The sequence below is a fragment of the Defluviicoccus vanus genome (genome assembly GCF_014672695.1).
GTDB lineage: Bacteria > Pseudomonadota > Alphaproteobacteria > Rhodospirillales > Defluviicoccaceae > Defluviicoccus > Defluviicoccus vanus.
The window spans coordinates 3,314,049-3,338,694 of record NZ_CP053923.1 but is presented as its reverse complement, the minus strand read 5'-3'; the positions used below and the strand labels follow the sequence as shown (position 1 = coordinate 3,338,694).

Here is a 24,646-nt window from a genome sequence, read left to right as displayed (position 1 = left end):
GGAGCCGGTCACGGCAGATTGAGCAGCCAGATGCCGGCCATCAGCAGCGTGGCGAAGGCCACCCATCCCAGATACGGCACGAACAACCAGCCGGCGAGCCGGTCGATGCGGAGGAAAACGATCGTGGTCATCACGACCGCGAACACCAGCAGCAGGATGACGAAGAGGGCGGCCGAAAGGTTGCGCAGGCCGAAAAAGGCCACCGTCCACATCAGGTTTAGTACCAGTTGGCCACAGAACCAACAGGACGCCCAGCGGATGTCGGCGCGGCGACGCTGCCCCCAGACCCGCCAGGCTGCCACCGCCATCATCACGTAGAGCGTCGTCCAGACCGGGGCGAAGATCCAGTTGGGTGGGGTGAAGGATGGCTTGTTCAGCGCCGGATACCAAGTGTCGACGCTAGAAGCGGTGATCGCGCCACCGATGGCGGAGACGCCCAGGCAGAAAGCGAGCAGCACCAGGAGGACGAGCGGACTCCGTGCCGCCGGTGCGTCCGCTTCGGGCCATCGTTGCGGCGTTCCCCCATCAGGCAACCCCGGTGTCGACCCGATCGATGGAGCAACTGACACCGGTGCCACCCAGACCACAATAGCCGCCCGGGTTCTTCGCCAGATACTGCTGATGGTAGTCTTCGGCGTAGTAGAATGGCGGTGCCATGCTGATCTCGGTGGTGATCGGCCCATAGGCAGATGCGGCCAGCGCCGCCTCGTACTGCCGCTTCGAGGCTTCGGCCAGCGCCAGTTGTTGCGGGGTGGTACAGTAGATTGCCGAACGGTATTGGGTGCCGGTGTCGTTGCCCTGGCGCATTCCCTGGGTCGGGTCGTGGCTTTCCCAGAAAATCTTCAGCAGATCTTCGAACGAGATCAGCCGCGGATCGTACACCACCCGCACCACCTCTGCGTGCCCGGTCCGTCCCGAGCAGACCTCTTCATAGGTCGGGTTGGGGGTGTGACCGCCGGCATAGCCGACCGCCGTGGTGTAGACGCCCGGCGCCTGCCAGAACTTGCGCTCCGCTCCCCAAAAGCAGCCGAGGCCGAACACGGCGACCGCGTGCCCGTCCGCAACCGGGCCGGCAAGAGCGGTCCCGTTAACGTAGTGGCGCTCTGCCACCCGCACACCTTGCGAACGGCCCGGAAGGGCTTCCTCCGCCGTTGGCAACCACGTCTTCTTCCTGGTCAGGTTCCACATCGCTCGTCCTCGCTGCGTCGCATCGACCAAACTCGAATTGTCATACTAAGATGGGCTCATTCCAGCGAAAATACCCCTATCAACAGGGTGGCGGTGGCGTTGGTGATAAGACTGCCCTGCCGAACATAAGCACCGATCGCAAGTATTGGGAGTACGGCATGAAAGTGGGAGTCATTGGGGCTGGTCTGGTGGGCAGCGCCGCCGCGTACGCCCTGACGCTGAACGGCGTTGCCAACGAGATCGTCATCGTCGACCTCAACCCCGACCTGGCGCGAGCGCAGGCGGAGGACATCAGCCACGCGGTGCCCTTCGCCCATGCGACGGTGGTCCGCGAGGGCGGCTACGCCGATCTCGACGGCGCCGCCGTGATCATCATCTGCGCCGGAGTCAACCAAAAGCCCGGTGAGACGCGCCTTCAACTGCTCGATCGCAACGCGGCAGTGTTCCGCAGCATCATTCCTCCGATCCTCGCCGCAGCCCCCGATGCCTTGCTGGTGATCGCCACCAACCCGGTAGACATCATGACCCAGGCGGCCACCCGCATTTCGGGTCTGCCGCCGTCGCGGGTCATCGGATCGGGGACCATCCTCGATACCGCTCGCTTCCAGGCGCTGCTGGCCGAGCATATGGCGATCGCGCCGCAATCGGTGCACGCCTATGTGATAGGCGAACATGGTGACAGCGAAGTCCTGGTCTGGTCGAGCGCCGTTGCCGGCACCATCTCGGCGACGGCTTTCGCCGCGCTGAGCCGCGTGCCACTGACACAGGCGGTGAAAGCCGGCATCGACGACGGCGTTCGCAATGCCGCCTACACGATCATCGCCGGCAAAGGCGCGACCAACTATGGCATCGGGGCTGGATTGAGCCGGCTGGTCCGTGCCATTCTCCGCGACGAGCGCTCGGTGATGACGGTCGCAATCATCAACGAGGAAGTGGGCGGTATCCGCGAGGTGGCACTATCACTGCCGCGGGTGATCGGCCGTGAGGGTGTGCTGCTCAACGTCGACCCGGCGCTGGATCTGGAGGAGGTAGAGGCACTGCGGCGCAGTGCGACCATTCTTAAGGAAGCGGCGGACGCTTTAGGAATTTAATCACTTGACGTGGCAATGCCGCTGCGCAAGTACATCGGCGGTTGCCTGCGAGATCGATGGCTTGCGTCCGGCCGCTCTCGCTCTAAGCTGATGGAGTCCGGGACAACATGCTCCGAGGGATTCTTCGATGATCGAAGTGCAAACAGAGGACAACGGCCGACGCGTCGTCGTTCAGATGTCGGGATTGATTACCGAGAGCGAAATCGACCACTGCAGCGACCGCTTGGCGGAAAGTGTCGGTGCGGCCAGTTCGCAGACCGTGTTGCTCGACTGGACGGAGTTGGAGGGTTGGGCAAAGGGCGCAAAAACGGTTGGAACCTGGTTCGGCATGCGCCATTGGGGCGGCGTGCGACGGGTCGCAGTGCTCGCCGACGCTACCTGGGAGGATGAAACGCTGCGCATCGCCGATATCTACAAGCTGGCCGAGGTGCGGCGCTTTCCCACGGCGGAGCGCGCGGACGCGATCGCTTGGCTTGCCAGCGTCTGAAGAGCATCCCACCGCGCCATCCCACCCATACCGGGCGAGCCGCGCTGGCGGCCGCCTGGAACCCTGAGCGGTCTTACCCCTCGGCCAGCGTCTTGATCACGTGGATGACGGACGGATCTTCCGGATCACGATCGAGGCGAAATCCGAGCTTGCGGGCAAGTACCAGCATTCCCTGGTTCTCCGCCAGCACTTCGCCCCAGACCTCGCTGATCCCCCGCCGCTTGGCGCAATCGAGGATCTCTTCCATCAGCAGCCGGCCTAGTCCCTGCCCCTTAAGGTCGGAGCGCACCGAGCCTGCGTACTCGGCCGAGGCGCCGCTGGCATCGGCGGAAATCCGCATCACACCCCAGATGGATGTGCCATCGGCCTCGGGGTCGATCGCCACCAGCGCCATTTCACGGTCGTAGTCGATTTGGCTCAACCGCGCCGCGAACCGGTGATCGATCTCCTTCAACGGTGCGAAGAAGCGCATGCGCACGTCTTCGGGCTGCATCTGGCGGACGAACGCCTGCAGCGCCGGCTCGTCCTCGGGACGGATCGGCCGCAGCAGCAGCTGTTTGCCCTTACGGGTAATGATCGTCTTCTCGAGTTCAACCGGGTAGGGACGGATCGCCAGGCGTGACGCCGCACCGCCTTCCACCGGCGCGATGCGGATCCGCACCGAGAGCGCGGCCACACCATCGGCATCGGCCAACAGCGGATTGATGTCCACCTCCTGCACCTGCGGCAGGTCGGTGGCGATCTGCGACAGCCGGACGATGGCGAGTGCCAATTCGTCGAGGGCGGCTGGCGGATGATCGCCGGCCTCCTGCAGTTCCCACCACAATCGGGTTTCGCTCATCAACATCCGGGCCAGCGCCAGATTGAGCGGCGGCAGGCCAATGGCATCGTCGGTGGTCTGGCCCATCCGGTTGCCGCCCTGGCCGAAACGGATCACCGGCCCAAAGGTGGGGTCTGCGGCGATGCTCAGCCGCAAGGCGTGCGCGTCACCCTTGCCGACGAGGGGTGCAACGAGGAAACCACCGGTGACCAGATCGGGACGCAACTCGTGGACGCGTCGCTCGATCCGGTGCGCCGCGGCGCGCACTGCGTCCGCATCCTCCAGGTCGAGGGCGATGCCACCGATCGCGCTCTCATCCACCACCGCCTCGGTACGCACCCGTAATGCCACCGGGTAGCCCAAAGCGTCGGCGATTGATACCGCCTCCGCCGCGGTTGCCGCACGTCGCGACTCCAGCAAAGGCAAATCATAGGCGGCCAGCACCGCCTCCGCCTCCGCTCGCTCCAGCCACTCTCTACCCTGGGCAAGTGCGCCGCTGATCGCCGCTTCCGCCCGCCGCGCGTCACAGCTGAACAGGTCCGGCACCGACGCCGGCGTTTCGATCAGCATCTCCTGGTTGCGCTGGTAGGTGAGCAGATGGGCAAAGGTCGTCACCGCCCAGCGGACGGATGGATGCACCGCCACCCGTTGCGCGGCGAAGATGGCGGTGGCTTCCGCGCGTGTCGCTTCGTCAAGCCACGCCACCGACAGCAGCGGCATCTGCCGCGAGCGCGGCGGCAGCGTCTCGACGATCGCTTGCACTGCGGCCAGGGTATCGCCAATCGCCGTCGGGCAAACGATCACCAGGATGATGTCCGTGGTCTCGTCCTGAAACAACGTCGTCAGCGTCTGGCGAAACCGATCCGCCAGGGCGTCAGCAAAGATGTTAACGGGATTCCGCCGTCCCCATCCAGGGGGCAGCACTTTATCGAGCGCCTCGCGCGTCGTCTCGCTCAGGTGCGCCGCCGCACCGCCCGTCCGCTGCCACATCTGCATCGTCACCCGGCCGATGCCGCCGCCGTTGCAGACGATGGCGATGCGGTTGCCGCGAACGCGGGTGGCGGTGGCAAGTGTCCCGGCAGCGGCAACCAGATCACTCAACAGCGGCACCGGCAGCATGCCGGCGCGGCGAAAGGCGGCATCGTAGACTTGGTCGCGCGGTATGGTCGCCACGTCGACGGCGTCTGAGCGCCCGCCTTCGCGCCCTGCGTCGAAGACGATGACCGGCTTTACCCGCGCCAGCAGACGCGCCGCGGACATGAAGCGCCTTGCATCGGCGATGCGGTCCACCGCCAGCAGAACCGAGCGTGAGTTCGGATCAAGGACGAGGAAATCAAGCACATCGCCGAAATCCACCTCCGTCATGTCCCCGAGCGACGCGACAACGGAAAAACCCGTGTCGCGCCCGGCGGGGCTGTCGAGGAGGATCGACACCAGCGAGCCGGATTGCGCAATGAGCGCCACGTCGCCCTGCTTTGGCTCGCCATGGGCGTAGGTGGCGTTCATGCCGATTTTCGGGACGATGACGCCGAGGCAGGCCGGCCCGACAATCCGCACCCCGGCGGCGCGTGCCGACTCGGCCAAGCGCCGTCCCACCGCCGCCTCACCATTGTCAAAGCCGGCGGTAAGCACGATTGCCATCCGGCAGCCGCGCGCGCCTAGTTCGCTGACCACATCCGGCACCGCCTCGGCCTCGGCGGCAATCACCGCCAGATCGGGAACCACCGGCAGTTCGGCAATGGACCGAAAGGCGAGAACCCCGCGGACGGCCGGCAGGCTCGCGTGTACCGGCATCACCGGGCCGTCGAACCGGCCGGAGAACAGATTGCGGGCCAAAACCTCGCCCACCGATCGAGGCTGACAATCCGCGCCGATCAGGGCGATCGAATGCGGCCGAAACAACGGCTCAAGGGCACTCAGGCGCACAATGCCATGTCCTTACTACATGATATATCGGAGAGCGAGCTGGGATCGTTCGTCGCTGCAGCCGACCCTCCGTCGCGCAATCGTGCGCTGCTCCGGCAGTAAAAGCCAAGTGACGTCTTGGTGGCGCGAGGCGGCGGTAAGATGTCGGTCGGCTCAGGTTACGACGAGAGGCGGTAATGCTGATATCGAAAGCCGAAAGCACCCACGATCAGTCCAACACCGTGGACGATCCGCAATGCGCCAAGTGCTAGATAATACCTGGAAAATCCATGCATAACTACGCTGCTGATTAAAAACCAACTGCCGGACAACATTTCAGAGAGTCCTCTGGCAATGATTTGCAGCCGATGCCTGAGATCCAGGAACCACGAAAAGCGCTCTTTTTCCTGCAATTTTTTGAAAGAAACCTTCAGGCAACCATCGCGATACTCGGCTCGACACAAATAAGCGAACCGTGCCCGCGCCGGCGGTACCGCCTCGGTCACCACTGCATGCGCCGCATAATGGAAGGAGAAGTTGGCCGCCCGCAGCTGACGAAANAAGGCAACATCCTCGCCACCGGTCAATGCCAGACGCTTCTCGAACGTCACCCCCAGTTGCTGGAGACGGCGCCAATTGATCAGAACGTTGTTGGTGGCGGCGGCTCTAATTTCGGCCCGATCCTCCCACTCGGGAAGGGGTTTGCGACGACGATAATAGGGCCAGCCGAAAAACTTGCCGCGGGTCAACCATTCGGGCGCATCGGGCGGCAGGATCCCGAGCACCGGCCCCTGTACGACATCGGCGCCGGTGGCGCGCTGCACCACGAGCAACTGTTCGAGCCAGCGCGACTGTGGCACTTCGTCGTCATCGACCATAATAACGAAGTCGCAATCGGCCGGCACCAGGGCAATACAGGCGTTACGAGCGTAGGAAATACCCCGCTGTGGCTCGTGCCGATAGGTGATGTCCATCCCTCGTGACAAGCGAAACTCTTCACAAATCCGCCTTGCCTCGATGCTTCCCTCGTTGTCGGCAACAATCACCGCAATTTGCGGAGACAAGGAAGGGTCAAGCTGCTGTTCGGCAATCCCTTCCAGCAACTCCTCCAGCTGTTGCGGTCTCTTATAAGTACAAATACAAATACTTATTCTGACCTTGTCCCCAATTACCGCTGCCCCATCCACGTCCATTGTGTATTGCTCGTTATGTTTCAATTTTATAGCAAGCTCCGGCAACTTGTCTCCCGTGACGCCGCCGCACAAATAAAGCTGCCAGCACCATCACCGCGTCAATAAAGCGCCGCTAATGTGCAACCAAGAACACTTTAGGGCCATGCGAGACGCGATGCGGCTACGCATGCGTTCATGGCTAACTGACCCTACCAGAATGATTCGCATTTGGATGAACGGCACGTGCCGTGGATAGGGATCCTACGGGGTCGTCCGGCACATTCCACATCCTCTCATTCCGGATCATTCCGGAGGATAAGCCAATTCGAGCGAATTCATAGCCTCGCCTCCTTATTGCAGAAAAGACATGGGGAGACAAACCGTTGCGCATCGAAAAGGCGATGTGCGGCGAGGCGTCGACGCCGTGCCCGCCACGGCTAGATGTTCCGACCGCTGACGGTGACGAACCGGACGCCGTCCGGCTCCACCCGACTGCTGGCGACAGTTCATGACAGGAGCGTCCGCCGGCGCTAGGCTGCGTCGAGGCGTCTGTCGCACCAATCGAGCACAATTATAGGTAGAGCCAATGCTGAAAAGAGAACGAAGCGGTCTGGTTCGCCTGCCGAAATGGGCGCCAGCCATCGCCACCGCCGCCACTGTTGTTGCCGCCTGCTCGGTCGTTCAGGCTACGCCCGAGCGCATCGTCGTCCAGTTCAACACCTACCACTCGGATTTTGCCCTCAACCAAGCAACCCGGCACTGCGCACAGTTTGGCAAGCGGCCGGTGCTGGTGCGGACGGAAGCCGTCGCGCCATCGATCTCGACCTTTTTCACCAGCACCTCCGAGAGCACCTTCGATTGCGTAACGCCGCCGCCGCTTGAGGCCGAGCCTACCCCCGCCGGGAACGGATAGACCGGCTTCGGACATTTTGTCGCCGGTTGTTGCGCGCGCAACACGTTCGAAGGCGCTCTATTCGGCCATATTATTGCCGGGTTTGTCCGACCGATTCGATAGGAGAAGCAGGACGCCGCGGACCAGAAGTCGGCTTCGTGCCCTTCGGTATTGCTCCGGAGCATGGAGCTAGAGAGCGGGAAACATAAGTTCTGCAACGAGGTCGGTTCCGCTGCTTGTGATTTTCGGCTTCGAGGCTTTTCTTTGCCGCCTCGCTGCGTAGACTAGTCTGGGTTGGGAACCACAGATTGAATTAAGGGGTAGCGACGGATGCGGTTCACGGCTATCGGGACGACGCTTGCCGCCATCGTTTTGTCCATGACGGTTGCATCGTGCTCGGCCCCCAACGCCCGGACCGCCGCGTCCGACGCTGAGGGCATGGGCAGCCTGACGACAAAAGCGCGCAGCGGTGATGCCGTGGCGCTGCAGTCGATGCAGGCAATGGCCGCCGAAGGCAGTCCGCAGGCGCAGTTTAATCTTGGCGTTGGCTACGCCGAGGGCTGGGCAGGCGCAGCCAATATGGATCAGGCGATCGAGCTGTGGCGTCAGGCCGCGGCGCAAGGCAACACCGACAGCATGAACGCCCTCGGTATTGCTCATGCACGCGGCCTTAGCGTACCGCGCGACGAGGCACAAGCGATGACGCTGTGGAGCGAGGCAGCGCAGCGCGGTAACACGTCCGCCGCCTACAATCTTGGTGCGCACCTGCTTGTGAACGCCCAGACGCCGGCGCAGACGTCGCAGGCGGCGCAATGGATTCAGATGGCAGCCGACCAGGGCGATGTGGACGCAATCGCCTTTCTCGCCAACCTGTACGCCCACGGCGAGGGCGTCAGTCGCAGCTACGACGAGGCGATACGGTTGTGGCGAATTGCCGCGGAGAAAGGGCAGGCGGACGCGCAGTTCAGCCTCGGCCAGGCCTATGCCCGCGGCCGCGCTGTGCCGGTTGATCCCGCTGAAGCGAAGCGATGGTTGCAGGCCGCCGCCGCCCAGGGCCATCCCGATGCGCAACTGGCATTGGCCGGCAACCTCAACGGCGATGGCGCGGCGCAGGATGTCGCCGAAGCGCAACGCCTGCTGCAGATGGCGGCAAGCAATGGTGACAACGCGGCTGAGGAAGCCGCGGATCGGCTCACACAAGTGGCGACGGCCCGCTCTACCGAGCAAGCATTGGAACGGACGCCTGAGCGGACGGTCGAGCGGCTGGCCCGCTGGTCGGCGAAGGATCAAGGCGTCAGCGAGCAGACAGCCGCGCAATTAGCCAAACGGGAAGACAGTTCGGCGAAAGCCGCAGCCAAGTCCTCTCGCAGCGCCGGGAAGGCGAAAGCGGCGCCGGTGGTGGCCAGCCGCACGGCATCGGCCAAGACAGTGTCGGTTAAGACGGCATCGGCGAAGGTCGCTCCAACCCCAGCAAGCCGTGGCAAAGCCACCCAAGTGGCAGCTGTCCGCAGCACCGAGCGCCCCAGCGCGAAAACACCGGCGGCACGACCAGACGAACGAGTCAAGCTGGCGATGGCGACCCCACGCGGTAAGGCGCCAGCGGCGGCGGTGGAACGGGAAACGGTTAAAATTGCATCGCCGAAACCACAGCCAGCGTCCCGTCCCAAATCATCCTCAGCGCCACATAAACAATGATCGCGAGGCCGATGTAGGCGATCCAGTGATAGCGCTTCAGCAGGTGCGCTATCACCGAGGCTGCCAGCCCCATCAGCGCCACCGACAGCACCAGACCAAATACCAGGACAATTTCATGCTCGCGCGCCGCGCCGGCGACGGCGAGGACGTTGTCAAGCGACATGGAGACGTCGGCAGCGACGATCTGGGTCACCGCGGCGGCAAGCGTTTTCGTTGGCGCCAATGGCGAGACCGCGTCGCCATCTAAAGCGGCTTCGGCTTCCTGCTCGGCCGCCGCGGCGCGTAACTCGCGCCATAGCTTCCAGGCCACCCAGAGAAGGAGAATGCCCCCNGCCAGGAGCAAGCCGATAATCTCCAGCAGGTGGACGGTGAAGATGGCAAAGAGGATGCGCAACACCGCCGCGGCCATCACGCCGACGACGATGGCGCGCCGCCGTTGCGCCACCGGCAAGCCGGCGGCAGCCATGCCGACGGCAATGGCATTATCGCCGGCGAGGGCAACATCAATGAGCACGACGGAAACGAGCGCCGTCAGCGCGTCCAGCTGCAACAAGGTGTGGATGTCACTCATGGGTGCCGTAGACTCGTGGGGAGAAGAAGGGCGCTGACGGGGGTCTCGCTAGCGACCGCGAAAGATACTTCCGAGCAATCCGCGCACAATCTCACGGCCGAGACGGCTGCCTACCGCCCGCGCCGCATCCTTGGCGACGGTGCTGAGGATATCTTCGGTGGTGACCGGACGTCGCCCCCGTTCCGACGACCGCGTGGAGCCGGAGGCCGGCCTGCCCGCCGCTGGGGTCGCCGATGCCGAGGCTTCCTGCGCCCGCTGGCTCAGCCGCTCGTAGGCAGATTCGCGGTCCACGGCGCACTCGTAGACGCCGGCGATCGGGCTGGCATCCTGGAGCGCGCGGCGTTCGGCAGCAGTGACCGGGCCGACGCGCGAGACGGGCGGAGCAATGAGCGCCCGCTCGACGATTGAAGGCGTTCCCTTCGCCTCCAGCATCGACACCAGCGCTTCGCCGACACCAAGTTCGGTGATCGCTTGGTCGGTGCGAAAAGCCGGATTGGCGCGGAAGGTTTCCGCCGCCGCCCGCACCGCCTTCTGGTCCTTCGGCGTAAACGCCCGCAACGCATGCTGCACCCGGTTGCCGAGTTGGCCAAGAACGTCCTCGGGCAGGTCGGTGGGGCTCTGCGAGATGAAGTAGACGCCAACACCCTTGGAGCGGATCAGCCGCACCACCTGCTCCACCTTGTCCAGCAACGCCTTCGGCGCATCCTCAAACAGCAGGTGCGCTTCGTCGAAGAACAAGACCAGCTTCGGCTTGGCGAGATCGCCAGCCTCCGGCAAGCCCTCAAAGAGTTCGGAGAGCAGCCACAGCAGGAAGACGGCATAGAGGCGCGGCCGCTGGATCAGCTTGTCGGCGGCGAGAATGCTGATGCAACCGCGACCGTCGTCGCTGGTCCGCATCAGATCTTCGAGGCGGAGCGCCGGTTCACCGAATAAGGCATTACCACCTTCGCGCTCGATCACCAGCAGCTTGCGCTGGATGGCACCGACCGAGGCGGAGGAGATATTGCCGTAGGTGGGCTGCAGCGCCTGGGCGTTTTCGCCGACGTAGGCAAGGATCGCTCGCAGGTCCTTCAGGTCGAGCAGCAACAGCCCCTGCGCGTCAGCAACGGCAAAGGCGGCATGGAGGACGCCTTCCTGGGTGTCGTTCAGTTCGAACAGGCGCGCCAGCAGCAGCGGCCCCACATCGGAAACGGTGGCGCGCACCGGATGCCCCTCCGCGCCGAACACGTCCCAGAATAGACAAGGGAAGGCGGAAGGTGCGTAGTCGTCGAGGCCAATCGCCTGCGCCCGCTCCGCGAGTTTGCCGCCGCCGCCGGCCATGCCGAGGCCGGAAAGGTCGCCCTTCACGTCGGCGAGAAAAACCGGGACGCCATGGCTGGCAAACCCCTCCGCCAGTCGCTGCAGGGTCACCGTCTTGCCGGTTCCGGTGGCACCGGCGATCAGTCCATGGCGATTGGCGTAGGCCAGATCGAGAACCACCGGTTGCGCCGCCTTGCCGACGAAGATGCAATTCTCTGCGCTGCTCACGCCCCGATGCTCCCCGGCAGCTATAAAGGCAACGACTTATAGACGAGCGGCGATAGGCTGCAAACGTATCTTGCGCAAGGGCTTCCGCCCCGTTGACCGGGAGCGGTCCCGAGACAAATCGAGACGGCACTTCTGCTGAAGGAGATTCTCGATCGGATCGGCCCCCGGGCGATGCCGAGGAAGCGAACGAAGAAAGGCCACTGACGCATCGGGCCATTTCCTGTACATCGATCACCATTGAAAAAATGAGAGATCGGCCCGCGGCCGGTAAGTTCCTGTTTAACGCCGAGACAATCGATAGACTTCAGACCTATTACGAACGCGTCAAAGATCTTTCCTACAGACCAGGAGCGACGCCCGGCATTTACAATGCCTTTGTTTACGGCCCTGGATTAATCGTAACGAGGTCCTGGGCGAAGGCGATTCCCGGCTGGTCGAAGTCAATCGTCCTCGGCAAGACGATCTGGCAATAGCTGATCCTCGCCGGCGTGCTGATCGGGGCGTTCCTCCTCATCCGGTCGCTTCGGCGATGGGGGAAGCGATGGGACAAGCACCATCAAGGCGCGGCGGCGCGCAAGCGATTCGGGCACACCGCTCAGTGTCTCTGTCGGCATTTGATCCCGCGCTGTAATGGGAAAAGGAAGGCCTTGTTGACTACCCGCCGCGAGGATCGTCCCACTACACGCCGCGGCCATGGATCACCGAGCCGCCGCAAGACAACCTCCTGCAACACCCAAGACCGCTGCCCCGTAACCCCGCGTAGCCGGGGCCGAGGCGGCTGGTCCTTGTAAGAACGGCGCCGGGTGCAGTACACCTGCGCAAGACTGCGTTTAAGGGGGTAGACGGGATATGGACGAGGCGACGCTGACCGAAACCGCTGAGCCGGCGGCAGCGGGAGCGAAGCTGGAGATTGCTGCGTCGCGGCAGTTCGGCTCATGGCTGCATGAACAACGCATCAGTCTCGCCTTTACCACCTATCAGGCCGGCAAGCTGTTCCTGGTCGGACATCAGACATCAGAGCAGTTGTCCATGTTCGAGCGCAACTTCAGCCGCTGCATGGGTCTGCACGTGGATGGCGACCGCCTGTGGATGAGCACGCTCTATCAGCTGTGGCGGTTCGAAAACGCTCTCGATCCGGGCGTCCTGCACAAGGGATACGATCGGGTCTATGTCCCCCGCCTCGGCTACACCACCGGCGATATCGACACCCACGACATCGCCGTGGACAGTGAGGGCCGGGTGGTTTTCGTCAACACCCTGTTCAGCTGCCTCGCAACCTTGAGCGAACAGGCGAGCTTCGTGCCACTCTGGCGCCCGCCCTTCATCAGCAAGCTCGCCGCCGAGGATCGCTGCCATTTGAACGGCCTTGCCATGCGCGATGGCAAACCGGCCTACGTCACCGCGGTCAGCCGCAGCGACGTGGCTGCCGGCTGGCGCGATCATCGCCGCGACGGCGGCGTGGTGATCGATGTCGCCAGCGGCGCGGTGGTGGCAGAGGGCTTCGCCATGCCGCATTCACCGCGGGTGTACGAGGGTCGGCTATGGCTGCTTGAGTCCGGTACCGGCTATTTCGGCTATGTGGATCTGGCCTCGAGGCGCTTCGAGCGGTTGACCTTCTGCCCCGGCTACCTGCGCGGTCTCGCCTTCTTCGGCGACTTCGCCCTGGTCGGCCTCTCGCGCTGTCGGGAAAATCGCAGCCTGTCCGGCCTGCCATTGGATGACGAACTGGCGAAACGTCACGCCGAGCCGCGCTGCGGCTTGATGGTCATCGACCTGCGCACCGCTGACATCGTCCACTGGCTCTCGATCGAGGGGCCGATTCAGGAGCTTTACGACGTCGCCGTCATCCCCAACGTCGTCCGTCCGATGGCCATCGGCTTCAAGACCGATGAGATCCGCCGCATCATCACCATCGGCAAGCCCGCAAGCTGACACTGCCCGACTGGATGACGGCGCCCCGGGGACTTTTCGGGAGCACCGCCCGCCGCTCACGCCGCGCGCGCCTGCAACCACCGTTCCCAGGCGAGTGCTGTCTCGACGATAAACCGGAGGTCGTCGTACTTCGGCTGCCAGCCAAACTGCCGACGGATCTTGCGCGCATCGGCCACCAGTTGCGGCGGATCGCCCGGCCGGCGCGGCGCAATACGCGCGTCGATATGGCCGCCGGCCACCTGACGGATCACGTTGGCCACCTCTGCAACCGAATAGCCGTGACCGTAACCACAGTTGAAGGCTTCGCTGGCACCGCCGGCGACGAGGTATTCGATTGCCGTTACATGCAGATCGGCCAGATCACTCACATGCAGATAGTCACGGATACATGTTCCGTCCGGCGTCGGATAGTCATCACCACAAATATTGAAGAAGCTGCGCTTACCGACGATGGTTTCACAGGCAATTTTGATCAGGTGGGTCGAGATCGGTGTCGATTGGCCGGTTCTCCCCTTCGGGTCGGCGCCGGCAACGTTGAAATAGCGCAGCGAGACATAGCGCATCGACGTTGCCGCGGCCACGTCGCGGAGGATGAATTCGGTGCAGAGCTTGGAGGTTCCGTAGGGCGTGATCGGTTGTGTCGGCATGTCCTCGTCGATGGGCATCCGTGGCGGCACGCCGTAAATCGCCGCCGTCGACGAAAACAGGAAGGCATCGATACCGGCATTGACCGTTGCTTCGATCAGGGTCCGACTGGCTGCCGTATTATTGCGATAATACTTGAGAGGATCGATTACCGATTCCGGAATGATCGCCGAGCCGGCCAAATGCAGTACCGCGTCCGGCCGGTGCTCCGCGAGGGCCGCGTTAATCGTCACCGGTTCGCCCACGTCGCCGAGAATGAATGCGGCTGCCGCGGCCACCGACTCGCGCCGTCCGGTTGACAGATCGTCGATGACGACCACGTCCCACCCGGCTTCGAGGAGTGCCCATGTCACATGGCTGCCGATATAGCCGGCGCCGCCGGTTACCATGGCCTTCTTGCGCACGCGCATCTAGTCCAACTCCCCGCTGCGATATCGTGAGACCGGTACGGCGCGGGAAATTCGCGGCCGACTGGAATGGTATACGCCAACAGAGCATCGCTTGAGTGTGACCCACTTCACCTTCTGGCGGCGACCAGGAGTGTCCTGCAACCGGCCGATCATGCGGCAGCACCGATGGTCAGGAAGCGCTGCCGGCGCAGCGCCCGCAGATCCGGCTCGGCGAGGGCAAGCAGTTCGTCCAAAGCTTCAGCGATGGCATCGCCGACGCGGTCGATGGCCTCCTCCGGACCGCGGTGCGCACCACCGAGCGGCTCGTGGATGACCCGTTCGACGACGCCCAGGCGGAGAAGATCGAAGGAGGTCAGCCGCAATTGCTCCGCCGCCGTCTTCACGTTCTCACCCTCGCGCCAGAGGATCGAGGCGCACCCTTCGGGAGAGATCACCGAATAAATCGCGTGTTCGAGGATCAACACCCGATCGGCCGCGGCGAGAGCGATGGCACCGCCCGACCCGCCTTCACCGATGACGACGGCGACCATCGGAACCCTGAGATCAAGGCAGGTCTCGATGCAACGGGCGATGGCTTCGGCTTGGCCACGCGCTTCGGCGTCCACGCCGGGATAGGCCCCCGGCGTATCGACGAAGGTGAGCACCGGCAGGCGAAACCTGTCGGCCAGCCGCATCAGCCGCTGTGCTTTGCGATAGCCTTCCGGGCGCGCCATGCCGAAGTTGTGGCGGATGCGCGTCTCCGTGGTCGAGCCCTTCTCCTGACCGAGAACGACGATGGAGCGACCACGAAACCGGCCAATGCCACCGATCATCGCCGCGTCCTCGCCGAACAGGCGATCACCGGCCAGTGGGGTGAATTCCTCGATCAGCCGCCCAATATAATCCAGGGTATGCGGACGTTCGGCGTGTCGTGCGACCTGCGCTTTCTGCCAGGGGGTCAGCTTATTGTAGGTCTGGCGCAGCATGCTGTTCAGCTTGTCCTGCAGCCGGGTGACCTCTTCGGCGATGTTGAGCTCGCTCGAACTGCTGATGTGGCGAAGCTCGTCGATTTTGCTCTCAAGCTCAGCAATCGGCTTTTCGAAATCGAGGAACGTGCGCATTAAGGACCTTCCGCTACCGGGATTCGACGTCACAGGGCCAGAACGTTCAGCACCAGCGGCGCAGCCGCACCCCTCCGTATTGACTCACAGTTCACGCCCGACGGGCGACGGACTCCCCCCATTTGCTCACTTCGCGCCCGCCAACCACTGTCAGTAGCAACAGTTGTAGAAACTACCGGGCATTGTATGCAAGCCTGCTTCGGCCTCCCGGCGTAGCAATTTCCACACCGAACCGGCAAGCCCTCCATCGTTCGCGACGGCGGGAGTTATCTCCCTCACCGTGCGGTCCGTTTCCCGGGGCACGCGTGCATCCGTGTTGGTGTGGGCTGGCTGGATTAAGATGCGCAATATGTTAACCTTATAATCGATGGTCGTCACTAAAGGAAGCAGTGGGGTTTCTGCTGCTCCGGCCGATGCCGTCCGCTCCGGTATCGCGCCGCGACATCCCCTCACAGGAAGCTGAACGGATCGATATCCACCTGGATCCGCACTGCCGATGGCAGGCGGACCTGCGCCATCCAGGCGCGGATGAGCGGCGACAATCGCACAGCCTTGCCGCCATGGACGAGAAACCGGCGGCGGTGCCGGCCACGCAGCAGGGCAAGCGGGGCAGGCGCCGGCCCGAGGATGCGCACCCCCGGCACACGCGGCGCCGTCTGCGCCAGCGCCCGGGCAGCCGCGTCCACCTGCGTTTCGTCGCGAGCAGAGAGAATCAGCGCCGCAAGGCGGCCGAAGGGAGGCATGGCAGTGGCCGCACGTGCCGCTTCCTCGGCCGCGAGAAACCGCTGCCGATCACCAGAGGCGAGCGCGGTCATCAACGGATGCGCAGGCATCGTCGTCTGCAACAGAGCGCGACCGGATCGCTCGGCGCGCCCCGCCCGCCCTGCCACCTGGGAGAGCAACTGGAAAGTGCGCTCCGCCGCCCGCAGATCGCCGCCACTGAGACCAAGATCGGCATCGATGACACCAACCAGGGTCAGCAGCGGGAAGTGATAGCCCTTGGCGACGATCTGGGTGCCGATGATGGCATCGATCTCGTGCGCCTCAATCCGCCGCACCAAGTCCGCCGCCTCCCGCGGACCGGTCAGCGTATCACTGGTCGCCATCACCCAGCGCAGCTGCGGAAACAGCGCGCCAATTTCCTCGGCGAGACGCTCGACGCCGGGGCCGCAGGCCGCCAGCGTATCGGTGGCACCGCAAGACGGGCACGCCTCGGGTAATGCAACAGCGAAGCCGCAGTGGTGGCAGATAAGGCGGCGAATCAGTCGATGCTCCACCAGCCAGGCAGTGCAGGCAGGACAGGCCATCCGGTGGCCGCAGCCGCGACAGAGCGTCAACGGGGCATAACCGCGGCGATTGAGGAAGAGGAGCGCCTGTTCGCCGCGCGCCGTCGTTTCGGCCAGCGCCGCGGCGAGCGAAGGTGCGACAAAGCCGCCGCGCGCGGGACGATCGCGGGTAAGGTCAACCAGTTCGATCGCCGGTAGTGGCGCCGCACCCGGGCGGTCCGGCAGCGTCAGCAGGTGATAGCGGCCGCGCCTGGCATTGATGATCGTCTCCAGCGACGGTGTTGCCGAGACCAGTGCCACCGGGATGGCGCCGAGACGTGCACGCACCACCGCCATATCGCGGGCGTGATAAGCAACACCGTCCTCCTGCTTGAACGAGCCGTCGTGTTCCTCGTCGACAACGATCAGCCCCAGGTTCGGGAACGGCAGGAACAGCGCCGAGCGGGCACCGACGACGACTGCCGCCTCGCCGGTGAGAACCGAACGCCAGGTTCGCCGCCGCACCGCCTGGCCCACCTCCGAGTGCCAGACCAACGGCGGCACGCCAAAGCGGGCGGCAAAGCGGGCGAGCCACTGCGCGCCCAGCGCGATCTCCGGCAACAACACCAGCACCTGACGGCCGGCGGCGAGGGTGGCGGCAATCGCCTCGAAATAGACCTCCGTCTTGCCGGCGCCCGGCTGACCGTCGACGACAAGCACCCGGTAACCGCCATCAACGGCGGCGCACAACTCCCTCGCCGCCGCCGCCTGGCCGGGAATCAGCGCCGGTCCGGCGCGTCGCCAATCCGGGGACGGGAGTGAATCGTCGGACGCCTGGGCGATAACGATCCCCGCATCGACCATGGCGCGAATCACCGCCGGGCTGACGCCGGCATCACGCACCAGTTCGGCCGACGGACGCGGCGGGCCGGCCATCAGCGCATCGACAACGCGGCGGCGCGCTGGGGTCAACGCGGCAGGCAATGGCGACGCGGTGGCGAGGCCGTAGACGAGGCGGGCGCGCGGCGCGTGCAGCGCTTCCGGGACGCTCATCGCCATCCTGAGGACGGCGCCCGGCGGGCTCACGGTATACTCCGCAACCCACTCAACGATNCGTCGGCTTACTTCCGGCAGCGGCGGCAGGTCGACTCGGCTGCTGACCGGCCGCAATCGCCCCTCTTCGATACCCCCTGCACCGCCTCCCCAGACGACGCCAACAAGATTCCGCCTTCCAAGCGGAACTTCGACGAAATCGCCACCAGTGAGCCTTAAATCGGCGCCGACACGGTATTCATATGCCTCCGACAGCGGTAACGGCAGCATCACCCGCACCCGCTCGCCTGGCGCAAACGTGTCGTGGTTCGGCCCCTGTGGATAAGAATCGTTGCTCATTGCTACGAGTTTAGAGATGAATACGTGCAACAGGTATGTGTCCCTGAGGTGCCACCATGGATCACGACATCGACGACTTCGCTTCTGCGCCAACGCTGTTCGACGACGCTTGCCTCGCCGGTGGCGGTGGCGGCGGCAGTGGCGATTCCGGCCAATTCCCGGATGCGCCAACTCCGCAGCAAGTCGCCGAATATCTCGGACAAAATCCCGACTTTTTCGTCCAGCGCAGCGAATTGCTGCGGAAAATGACCCCCGCCGCCGCGCTGGAGTGAAGCCGGTGTGGTCGACCTGCAAACACGGCGGCTGGATGTCCTGAAGGACGAGATGGCCGGACTCAGGGATTGCGCCATCAGCGTTATCGAGACCAGCCGTGTTAATTTAGCAACACAGGTTCGCACTCACGCCGCCGTGCTGAAACTGCTTGCGGCCAACGATCTCGACGACCTGCTCCGCGTCGTCAGCGACGAACTGCCGGAACTGCTCGACGTGGACATTGCCCGTCTCGCCTTCGAAGCCGAAGGTGAGGCTGCCGAGGCGATCCCAGACGACGTGGCGGTGCTGCCGCCAGGCGGTGTCGCGGCCCTCCTCGACGGCGAAGAGGCACTGCTGCTGCCGCTGATCACCGACGACGGAACCCTCTTCGGCGGCGCCGCCGACGAGATCGTTTCCGCCGCCCTGGTCCGGCTGCCGCTGGAGAGTGGGGCTGCCCCCGGACTGCTGCTCTTCGGCGCCACCACGCAAGACGCCTTCCATCCACGGCAGGGCACCAACCTGGTCTGCTTCCTCGCCCAGGTGGTGACGCGTTGCCTCGCCAACCGCCCGCTCCTGCCCGCCTAAGCGCCGGTGAAGCGGCCGACGAGGGGACCGGAGCGCAGGCCAGACAACGAGGTCAACGCTGACCGCGACGCAACGGCGCTGCCGGAGCAACGGCTGTCGCTGCAACTGCTGCCGGTGGCCCAGGACACCGCGGCGGCGCTCAGCGCCTGGGCGCGCTGGCTCGACGGCGAACGCCGGCTGGCCGCCCGCACCCAGGAGGCCTATCGCCGCGATGTCGCTGCCTTTGTTACCTTCCTCGCGGCGCACCTCGGCGGACCGGTGACGCTTGTCGACCTGTCCGCGCTGCGCGTCGCCGACTTCCGCGCCTACGTTGCAAGGCGGGTGGGTGACGGTCTGTCGCATGCGTCTGCCGCCCGCGCCCTTGCCAGCATTCGCAGTTTCTGCCGTTTTCTCGACCGTCGTAACTTTACCACGGTTGTCGCCATCGAAGGCGTGCGGACGCCGAAGGTCAAGCGCGGCCTGCCGAAACCGTTGACTGCCGCCGACGCCTTGGCAGTCACGCAGACGCCAGCCGATCCGGACGAAGCCCCCTGGATCGCCGCCCGCGACATGGCCTTGTTCACCCTGCTGTACGGCTGCGGGCTGCGCATCGCCGAAGCGCTGTCCATCGTCCGCGGTGCCGCCCCTCTCGCCGACGTGCTGCTGGTCACCGGCAAGGGCAGCAAGGAGCGGATCGTCCCGGTGCTGCCGGCGGTTCGTCAGGCAGTCGATGCCTATCTTGCCGCCCTGCCCTACCCTCTCGATCCGGAGCAACCGCTGTTTGTCGGCGCCAAAGGCGGTCCGCTCAACCCCGGCGTGGTGCAGCGGCAGATGCGCCGGCTGCGCCGCCTCCTCGGCCTGCCGGAGACGGCAACACCGCATGCGCTTCGCCACAGCTTCGCCACCCACCTGCTCGCCGCCGGCGGCGATCTGCGCTCGATCCAGGAACTGCTTGGTCACGCCTCGCTTTCGACGACGCAACGCTACACCCAGGTGGAAACGGCCAGACTGCTCGAAATCCATCAGGCTGCGCACCCGCGGGCAAGGGCACCCGCCACCGACTGATTGCCGTCACTACTGATCGTCACCGCTTCGACGCCGGTTGAAATCGTCGCAAAACGCATCAAAGCGCCCGGCTTCGATCGCCGCCCGCATGTCCGCCATCAATTGCTGGTAATAGGCGACGTTGTGCCAGCTGAGCAGCATCGCGCCCAGGATTTCGTTGGTTCGCACCAGATGATGCAGGTAGGCACGGCTGAAGTCGCGGCTGGCCGGGCAAGGAATGCTTTCGTCAAGCGGACGCGGGTCCTCGGCATGGCAGGCGTTGCGCAAGTTAAGGGCACCTTCGCGACTGAACGCCTGGCCGGTGCGGCCGGAGCGGGTGGGGATGACGCAATCGAACAGGTCGATACCACGCGCCACCGCCCCCACCAAATCGTCCGGCTTGCCGACGCCCATCAGATAGCGCGGCTGCGCCGCCGGCAGCAACGGCGCGGTGACGTCGAGGACATCGAACATTGCCGCCTGCCCCACACCCACGGCGAGGCCGCCCACCGCATAACCGTCGAAGCCGATCGCCCGCAACCCGGCGGCGGACTCGGCACGCAAGGCCGGATCGATCCCGCCTTGGACGATGCCGAACAGATGATAGCCTGGCCGGGCACGAAACGCCTCGCGGCAGCGGGCGGCCCAGCGCAACGAGCGGCGCATCGCCTCCGCCACCGCGTCTGGCTCGGCCGGATGGGCGACACACTCGTCGAGCACCATGGTCACGTCGGCGTCGAGCAGATACTGAATCTCCATGGCGCGCTCCGGCGTCAGCTCATAGCGGGCGCCGTCCACGTGGCTGCGGAACTGCACGCCGGTCTCGTTGATCGTCCGCAATGACGCGAGCGACATGACCTGAAAACCGCCGGAGTCGGTGAGAATCGGGCCGTCCCAGCCCATGAACCGGTGCAGACCGCCAAGCCGGGCGATCCGTTCGGCACTCGGGCGCAGCATCAGGTGATAGGTGTTGGCGAGCACCATCTGCGCCCCGGTGGCGGCAACCATTGCCGGCGTCAGCGCTTTCACCGTCGCGGCGGTTCCCACCGGCATGAACGCCGGTGTCTCCACCGTTCCGTGCGCGGTCGCCAGCCGGCCGCGCCGTGCGACACCATCGGTGGCAAGCAGGGCAAAGCTGGGTCCGGTCACNGATGCCCCCTCCGGTTGCAGCAGGCAGGCGTCGCCGTAGGAGTAGAAGCGATAGCCGGCACCGAGCGCGGCGGCGTAGGCGGCCTGCATCCGCGCGAGGCCGGCGAAGGCGGCGACAAGGATGAACAGGGTCGAACGCGGCAGATGAAAATTGGTCATCAACCGATCGACCACCCGAAAGCGATAGCCGGGGGTGATGAACAAGCGGGTTTCGCCGCTGAAGGGGGCGAGCCGACCGGACGCCGCGGCTGCGGATTCCAGCAGGCGGAGCGAGGTGGTGCCGACGGCGACGATGCGGCCGCCGCTGTGGCGTGCCGCCTCCACCGCTGCCACCACCTCGCTGTCGATTTCTCCCCACTCGGCGTGCATGCGATGCTCTTCGATGGCGTCCGCCTTCACCGGCAAAAACGTGCCGGCGCCCACATGCAAGGTGACAAACACCGAACGAATGCCTGCGTCCCGCAGCCGCGCCAGCAGTTCCGGGGTGAAGTGCAGTCCGGCGGTGGGAGCCGCGACGGCTCCCGGCCGCGCAGCGAAAACCGTCTGATAGTCGCGGGCATCGCGGCAGTCAGGTGCAGCGCGGCGAATGTAAGGAGGAAGCGGCATGGCACCATAACGTTCGAGCGCCGCAAGCAGTGCCCCGCCGCCGCAATTGAAGCGGAGCAGCACCTCGCCGCTCGGCGCCTTCTCCTCCACCACTGCGGCGAAGTCATCGGCAAAATCGATCCGCTGCCCAACCTTCAGGCGCTTGCCCGGGCGAGCGAACGCCTGCCAGGCATCGTCGTCCACCGGCTGATGCAGTGTCGCGTCGATGGCCACCGCGTCGCGCCGGCCGCGCAGGCGTGTCGGCAAGACCTTGGTGTTGTTGAGCACGAGCAGGTCGCCCGGTCGCAGCAACTCCGGCAGATCATGGACACGATGGTGCGCGAGGTCAGCTCCGACCAGCAGCAGGCGCGCTGCATCACGTGGACTAGCCGGATGCTGGGCAATGGCCGTCGCGGGCAAGGAAAAGTCGAAATCGTCGAGCCGCATCGTCAGGGATTAGCCTCTCGTCATCCGCCTGTCGACCGGTCGATGCCTCACCCATCGCGTCGGAAAGCACGCACAGAACCGACTCGATTGCGAGCGACCGCTTGCCGGCCGCCCCAATCGAGGTCAAGTCTCGTGTCGGCGCTTCGGTCGCCGTCATAAGCCGACGATGGCTGGCCGCCGAAGCGCCGCTGGCCGCAGGTCGCGGCCGAGCGAAGATAACGCCCGGAGAGAGGCGCTTAGGCGGCTCCCCAGGTCCTAACCGAGCCGCTATCCAAGTGGACGAAGTTGGCGCCGATATAGAGCCCGACCCCACCGCGCCCCATGTCACGTGCCGCACGGGCAATGTAGCGGGAATCCCGGTCGGCGAGGCGGATATCGATTGCCATCCCCTGGATGTGCAGGCTGTTGCGGGCGACACCCCAACTGGTGCGGCGCAACATAGCGTTGGTCTCGGGAGAGCGGTAGGCCGACAGAATGTCGTACGCTTCCGAGGTTTCGGTCCGCAGCCGGACGGCATACAGGGTATCGAGCAGCCGCGGATCGATCTCCTTGACCTCGTCGGTGCGAAAGTCGCGGAACAGGTAGTTAATTTCTTCTAGGGCGCCCGGCAGATACCGACCATTTTCGTAATAGACCAGATTAAGGGTCTCGTCGGTATGCGTGTGCCGGAACGCAAGAGAGCGTGCNGACCGATATTTTTGCACGCCCCCAGCTGAAGTTACCCTGGAGCCAATCCGCGTCACTGCGTGCCCAGGCCGGTCCGGTTGTGACGGTAGCCGCGGCGCTCGCGGCTCCGATTGCAAACAGGTGGCGCCTCGTAAAACGCCTCCCCCTGCGTCATTATCCACTATCGCTTGCTCCTTCCCAGTAAGTGCGACGAGATTTTGACATCAGTCAGACGGCTTTCTGCCTGATTCAGGCAGTCGCGGTCAAGACCTAGAATTCAAAAGGGGATAGCCACCATTCTTAAACAAACCTCTAACCTGCAGAGGCGGAGAGGACACGATCCAGGGTTGTATCGCGCCCATAAATATCGTTGCGGAATTGCACACTTCCGTCGCTTCCCAGCCACACTGTCAAGTACGCCAAGTGCACCTGGATCGGATCCTTGAGGCGGATGGAACTGTTCTTCCCACTATCAATTGTCCTGTCGATTCGATCTTCGTTCCAGCCGTCGCCGTTGCGAGCGAGCAGATAGGTAGCCAAGTCCATCGGCTTTTCCACCCGGACGCAGCCATGGCTGAAGGCGCGCGTCGAGCGGGCAAACAGCGCTCTCGACGGCGTATCGTGCAGGTAAACACTATACGAATTGGGAAACATGAACTTGATGCGGCCAAGCGCATTNCCGCTCCCCGGATCCTGACGGAAGCTGTAGCCGCCGGCGACGGTCGACCAGTCGATGGCGGATGGATCCACAGGACGACCGTTTTGGTAGACCTTCAGACCGGCGGAGGAGGCATAGCCCGGATTGCTGCGCATTTTCGGCAGCACCTCTTTCTTCAAAATTCCGGGNGGCACCGTCCAATAGGGATTGAACTCCAGATACTCCATCATGTCGCTGAAGACCGGCGTCGGCCAAGTGGGCTTGCCGACCACCACCCGCATCTGCAGCACCGATTTGCCGTCTTCCATCACATCGAGGCTGTAATTGGCGAGATTGACAAAAATGTGGCTCTCACCAAGGTCGGTCGGCATCCACCGCCGCCGCTCCATGTTGACCAGGATTTGACGCACNCGCGCCGACGGCGGAACATTGTAGGCGGTCCGCGTGGCTGCATCGACGACGCCGGTTACCGGCAGCGCGTGCCGCCGCTGAAACCGACTGACGGCCGCGGTGACGCTGGCGTCAAAGTGGGTGGAATGGGCATCAGCATCCGCCGGCAAGTCCCCCATAAGGACCAGCGATTCGCGGAAATGACGGACGTTGTCGTTGCTGGCGCCCGGCTGGAGCGCCATCGTCGCGGTCAACGGTTGCCAAACGCCGGATCGTTCCAGTGCCCGGTAGCGCCCCAGCGCCTCACGCAGGCCATGATAGATGGCATCATTGGGCGGCAATTGGTCGAGAAAGGCGGCAAGGTCGGGAGCACTCGCCCCGCTCAACAGGACGCTGGTGGGATCAATGACCTTTTCCGTTGCCGCAACGTCGGGATCGCCGCGACGCGGCGGTGAAACGCCATTGCGGGCGTCCGTGTCAAAACGGACGAGGCCGGCACTGAGTTCAAGCTCGCCTTTCGCCAGATCCGCAGCCGAGGATCCGGGACCGGGCAGCGGGTCGGCAATGTACAGGCGGGGATTGAAGCCGTCGCGATCCACCTTCTTCAGGTCGGTGACGAGCGCNTGCCCCCGCGCTGACAGGCCCCCGGCTGTAACCCAAACCGGCTCATAGGCACGCGACTGATAGAACGTGGCGAAGCTGTCAACCGGCGTCGACCAGCCCCCCACCACCTGTTCACCCGATGCGAGCTGCTTTTCGATGGCAGCGGCGATCGCCTTGTCAGCGGCCGGCGCCTCGG

21 protein-coding genes and 1 pseudogene are annotated in these 24,646 nt (G+C 64.5%); 9 read left to right on the top strand and 13 right to left on the bottom strand.

Annotated features, from left to right (window positions below):
• Positions 1–8: 8 nt before the first annotated feature.
• The gene (locus HQ394_RS15150) at positions 9–533 is read right to left on the bottom strand and encodes a TspO/MBR family protein (RefSeq protein WP_190260923.1); all 525 of its coding nucleotides are present in this window, start codon (positions 531–533) and stop codon (positions 9–11) included.
• Entirely contained in the window at positions 526–1,188 is a 663-nt protein-coding gene (msrA, locus tag HQ394_RS15145) for a peptide-methionine (S)-S-oxide reductase MsrA (protein WP_190260922.1), read from the bottom strand. The genes HQ394_RS15150 and msrA overlap by 8 nt, the downstream gene beginning before the upstream one ends.
• 158 nt (positions 1,189–1,346) lie before the next feature.
• On the opposite strand from msrA, the gene HQ394_RS15140 reads away from it, so the two are divergent.
• Together HQ394_RS15140 and HQ394_RS15135 are read left to right on the top strand one after the other, a co-directional pair.
• Positions 1,347–2,279: an L-lactate dehydrogenase gene (locus HQ394_RS15140; protein WP_190263331.1), complete on the top strand. Its 933-nt coding sequence runs from the start codon at positions 1,347–1,349 to the stop codon at positions 2,277–2,279.
• Positions 2,280–2,406: 127 nt separating this feature from the next.
• Positions 2,407–2,766, top strand: coding sequence for a SpoIIAA family protein (locus HQ394_RS15135; protein WP_190260921.1), 360 nt, complete (start codon positions 2,407–2,409; stop codon positions 2,764–2,766).
• A gap of 73 nt (positions 2,767–2,839) precedes the next feature.
• Here the strand turns inward: HQ394_RS15135 and HQ394_RS15130 are convergent, their stop codons facing one another.
• Together HQ394_RS15130 and HQ394_RS15125 are read right to left on the bottom strand one after the other, a co-directional pair.
• On the bottom strand, positions 2,840–5,512 hold the full coding sequence (locus HQ394_RS15130; protein ID WP_223291626.1) for a bifunctional acetate--CoA ligase family protein/GNAT family N-acetyltransferase: 2,673 nt from the start codon (positions 5,510–5,512) through the stop codon (positions 2,840–2,842).
• A gap of 158 nt (positions 5,513–5,670) precedes the next feature.
• Positions 5,671–6,684: a glycosyltransferase family 2 protein gene (locus HQ394_RS15125; protein ID WP_456151629.1), complete on the bottom strand. Its 1,014-nt coding sequence runs from the start codon at positions 6,682–6,684 to the stop codon at positions 5,671–5,673.
• A gap of 565 nt (positions 6,685–7,249) precedes the next feature.
• Between HQ394_RS15125 and HQ394_RS15120 the strand changes: the two genes are divergently transcribed.
• Both HQ394_RS15120 and HQ394_RS15115 read left to right on the top strand, forming a co-directional pair.
• The gene (locus HQ394_RS15120) at positions 7,250–7,576 is read left to right on the top strand and encodes a hypothetical protein (RefSeq protein ID WP_190260918.1); all 327 of its coding nucleotides are present in this window, start codon (positions 7,250–7,252) and stop codon (positions 7,574–7,576) included.
• Between the two features lie 309 nt (positions 7,577–7,885).
• Complete coding sequence (locus tag HQ394_RS15115; protein ID WP_190260917.1) at positions 7,886–9,250, top strand: SEL1-like repeat protein; 1,365 nt, start codon at positions 7,886–7,888, stop codon at positions 9,248–9,250.
• Here the strand turns inward: HQ394_RS15115 and HQ394_RS15110 are convergent.
• Both HQ394_RS15110 and HQ394_RS15105 read right to left on the bottom strand, forming a co-directional pair.
• The gene (locus HQ394_RS15110) at positions 9,180–9,716 is read right to left on the bottom strand and encodes a YjbE family putative metal transport protein (protein WP_456151628.1); all 537 of its coding nucleotides are present in this window, start codon (positions 9,714–9,716) and stop codon (positions 9,180–9,182) included. The two genes, HQ394_RS15115 and HQ394_RS15110, sit on opposite strands and share 71 nt — an antisense overlap.
• A gap of 153 nt (positions 9,717–9,869) precedes the next feature.
• Entirely contained in the window at positions 9,870–11,348 is a 1,479-nt protein-coding gene (locus HQ394_RS15105) for a helicase HerA-like domain-containing protein (RefSeq protein ID WP_190260915.1), read from the bottom strand.
• A gap of 92 nt (positions 11,349–11,440) precedes the next feature.
• Between HQ394_RS15105 and HQ394_RS15100 the strand changes: the two genes are divergently transcribed.
• Together HQ394_RS15100 and HQ394_RS15095 are read left to right on the top strand one after the other, a co-directional pair.
• Positions 11,441–11,821, top strand: a complete 381-nt coding sequence (locus HQ394_RS15100) for a hypothetical protein (RefSeq protein WP_190260914.1) — start codon at positions 11,441–11,443, stop codon at positions 11,819–11,821.
• A gap of 376 nt (positions 11,822–12,197) precedes the next feature.
• Positions 12,198–13,280: a TIGR03032 family protein gene (locus HQ394_RS15095; protein ID WP_190260913.1), complete on the top strand. Its 1,083-nt coding sequence runs from the start codon at positions 12,198–12,200 to the stop codon at positions 13,278–13,280.
• A gap of 56 nt (positions 13,281–13,336) precedes the next feature.
• Here HQ394_RS15095 and galE read toward each other — a convergent pair whose 3' ends face one another.
• The 3 genes from galE to HQ394_RS15080 all read right to left on the bottom strand — a co-directional run bounded on the left by galE (position 13,337) and on the right by HQ394_RS15080 (position 18,092).
• Positions 13,337–14,335, bottom strand: a complete 999-nt coding sequence (gene galE, locus HQ394_RS15090; protein WP_190260912.1) for a UDP-glucose 4-epimerase GalE — start codon at positions 14,333–14,335, stop codon at positions 13,337–13,339.
• Positions 14,336–14,484: 149 nt separating this feature from the next.
• On the bottom strand, positions 14,485–15,435 hold the full coding sequence (locus HQ394_RS15085; RefSeq protein ID WP_190260911.1) for an acetyl-CoA carboxylase carboxyltransferase subunit alpha: 951 nt from the start codon (positions 15,433–15,435) through the stop codon (positions 14,485–14,487).
• Positions 15,436–15,884: 449 nt separating this feature from the next.
• On the bottom strand, positions 15,885–18,092 hold the full coding sequence (locus HQ394_RS15080) for a primosomal protein N' (protein ID WP_190260910.1): 2,208 nt from the start codon (positions 18,090–18,092) through the stop codon (positions 15,885–15,887).
• A gap of 56 nt (positions 18,093–18,148) precedes the next feature.
• On the opposite strand from HQ394_RS15080, the gene HQ394_RS15075 reads away from it, so the two are divergent.
• From HQ394_RS15075 to HQ394_RS15065, 3 genes are read left to right on the top strand one after another with little or no spacing between them, the layout of a single operon-like run.
• Complete coding sequence (locus HQ394_RS15075; protein ID WP_190260909.1) at positions 18,149–18,364, top strand: hypothetical protein; 216 nt, start codon at positions 18,149–18,151, stop codon at positions 18,362–18,364.
• A gap of 7 nt (positions 18,365–18,371) precedes the next feature.
• Positions 18,372–18,929, top strand: coding sequence for a DUF484 family protein (locus tag HQ394_RS15070; RefSeq protein ID WP_190260908.1), 558 nt, complete (start codon positions 18,372–18,374; stop codon positions 18,927–18,929).
• 6 nt (positions 18,930–18,935) lie between these two features.
• Entirely contained in the window at positions 18,936–19,973 is a 1,038-nt protein-coding gene (locus HQ394_RS15065; protein ID WP_223291625.1) for a tyrosine recombinase XerC, read from the top strand.
• Positions 19,974–19,982: 9 nt separating this feature from the next.
• Here HQ394_RS15065 and tgt read toward each other — a convergent pair whose 3' ends face one another.
• The 4 genes and pseudogenes from tgt to HQ394_RS15050 form a co-directional block, all read right to left on the bottom strand.
• Positions 19,983–21,101: a tRNA guanosine(34) transglycosylase Tgt gene (gene tgt / locus HQ394_RS20130; RefSeq protein ID WP_223292111.1), complete on the bottom strand. Its 1,119-nt coding sequence runs from the start codon at positions 21,099–21,101 to the stop codon at positions 19,983–19,985.
• 18 nt (positions 21,102–21,119) lie between these two features.
• Positions 21,120–22,133 (bottom strand): annotated as a pseudogene (queA, locus tag HQ394_RS20125) (tRNA preQ1(34) S-adenosylmethionine ribosyltransferase-isomerase QueA); the annotation flags it as partial.
• A 236-nt stretch (positions 22,134–22,369) separates the two neighbouring features.
• Positions 22,370–22,837 (bottom strand): YcbK family protein, encoded by a 468-nt coding sequence (locus HQ394_RS15055; RefSeq protein WP_223291624.1) that lies wholly within the window; start codon positions 22,835–22,837, stop codon positions 22,370–22,372.
• A gap of 274 nt (positions 22,838–23,111) precedes the next feature.
• Positions 23,112–24,575, bottom strand: a complete 1,464-nt coding sequence (locus HQ394_RS15050) for a L,D-transpeptidase family protein (protein ID WP_190260905.1) — start codon at positions 24,573–24,575, stop codon at positions 23,112–23,114.
• Positions 24,576–24,646 lie beyond the last annotated feature (71 nt).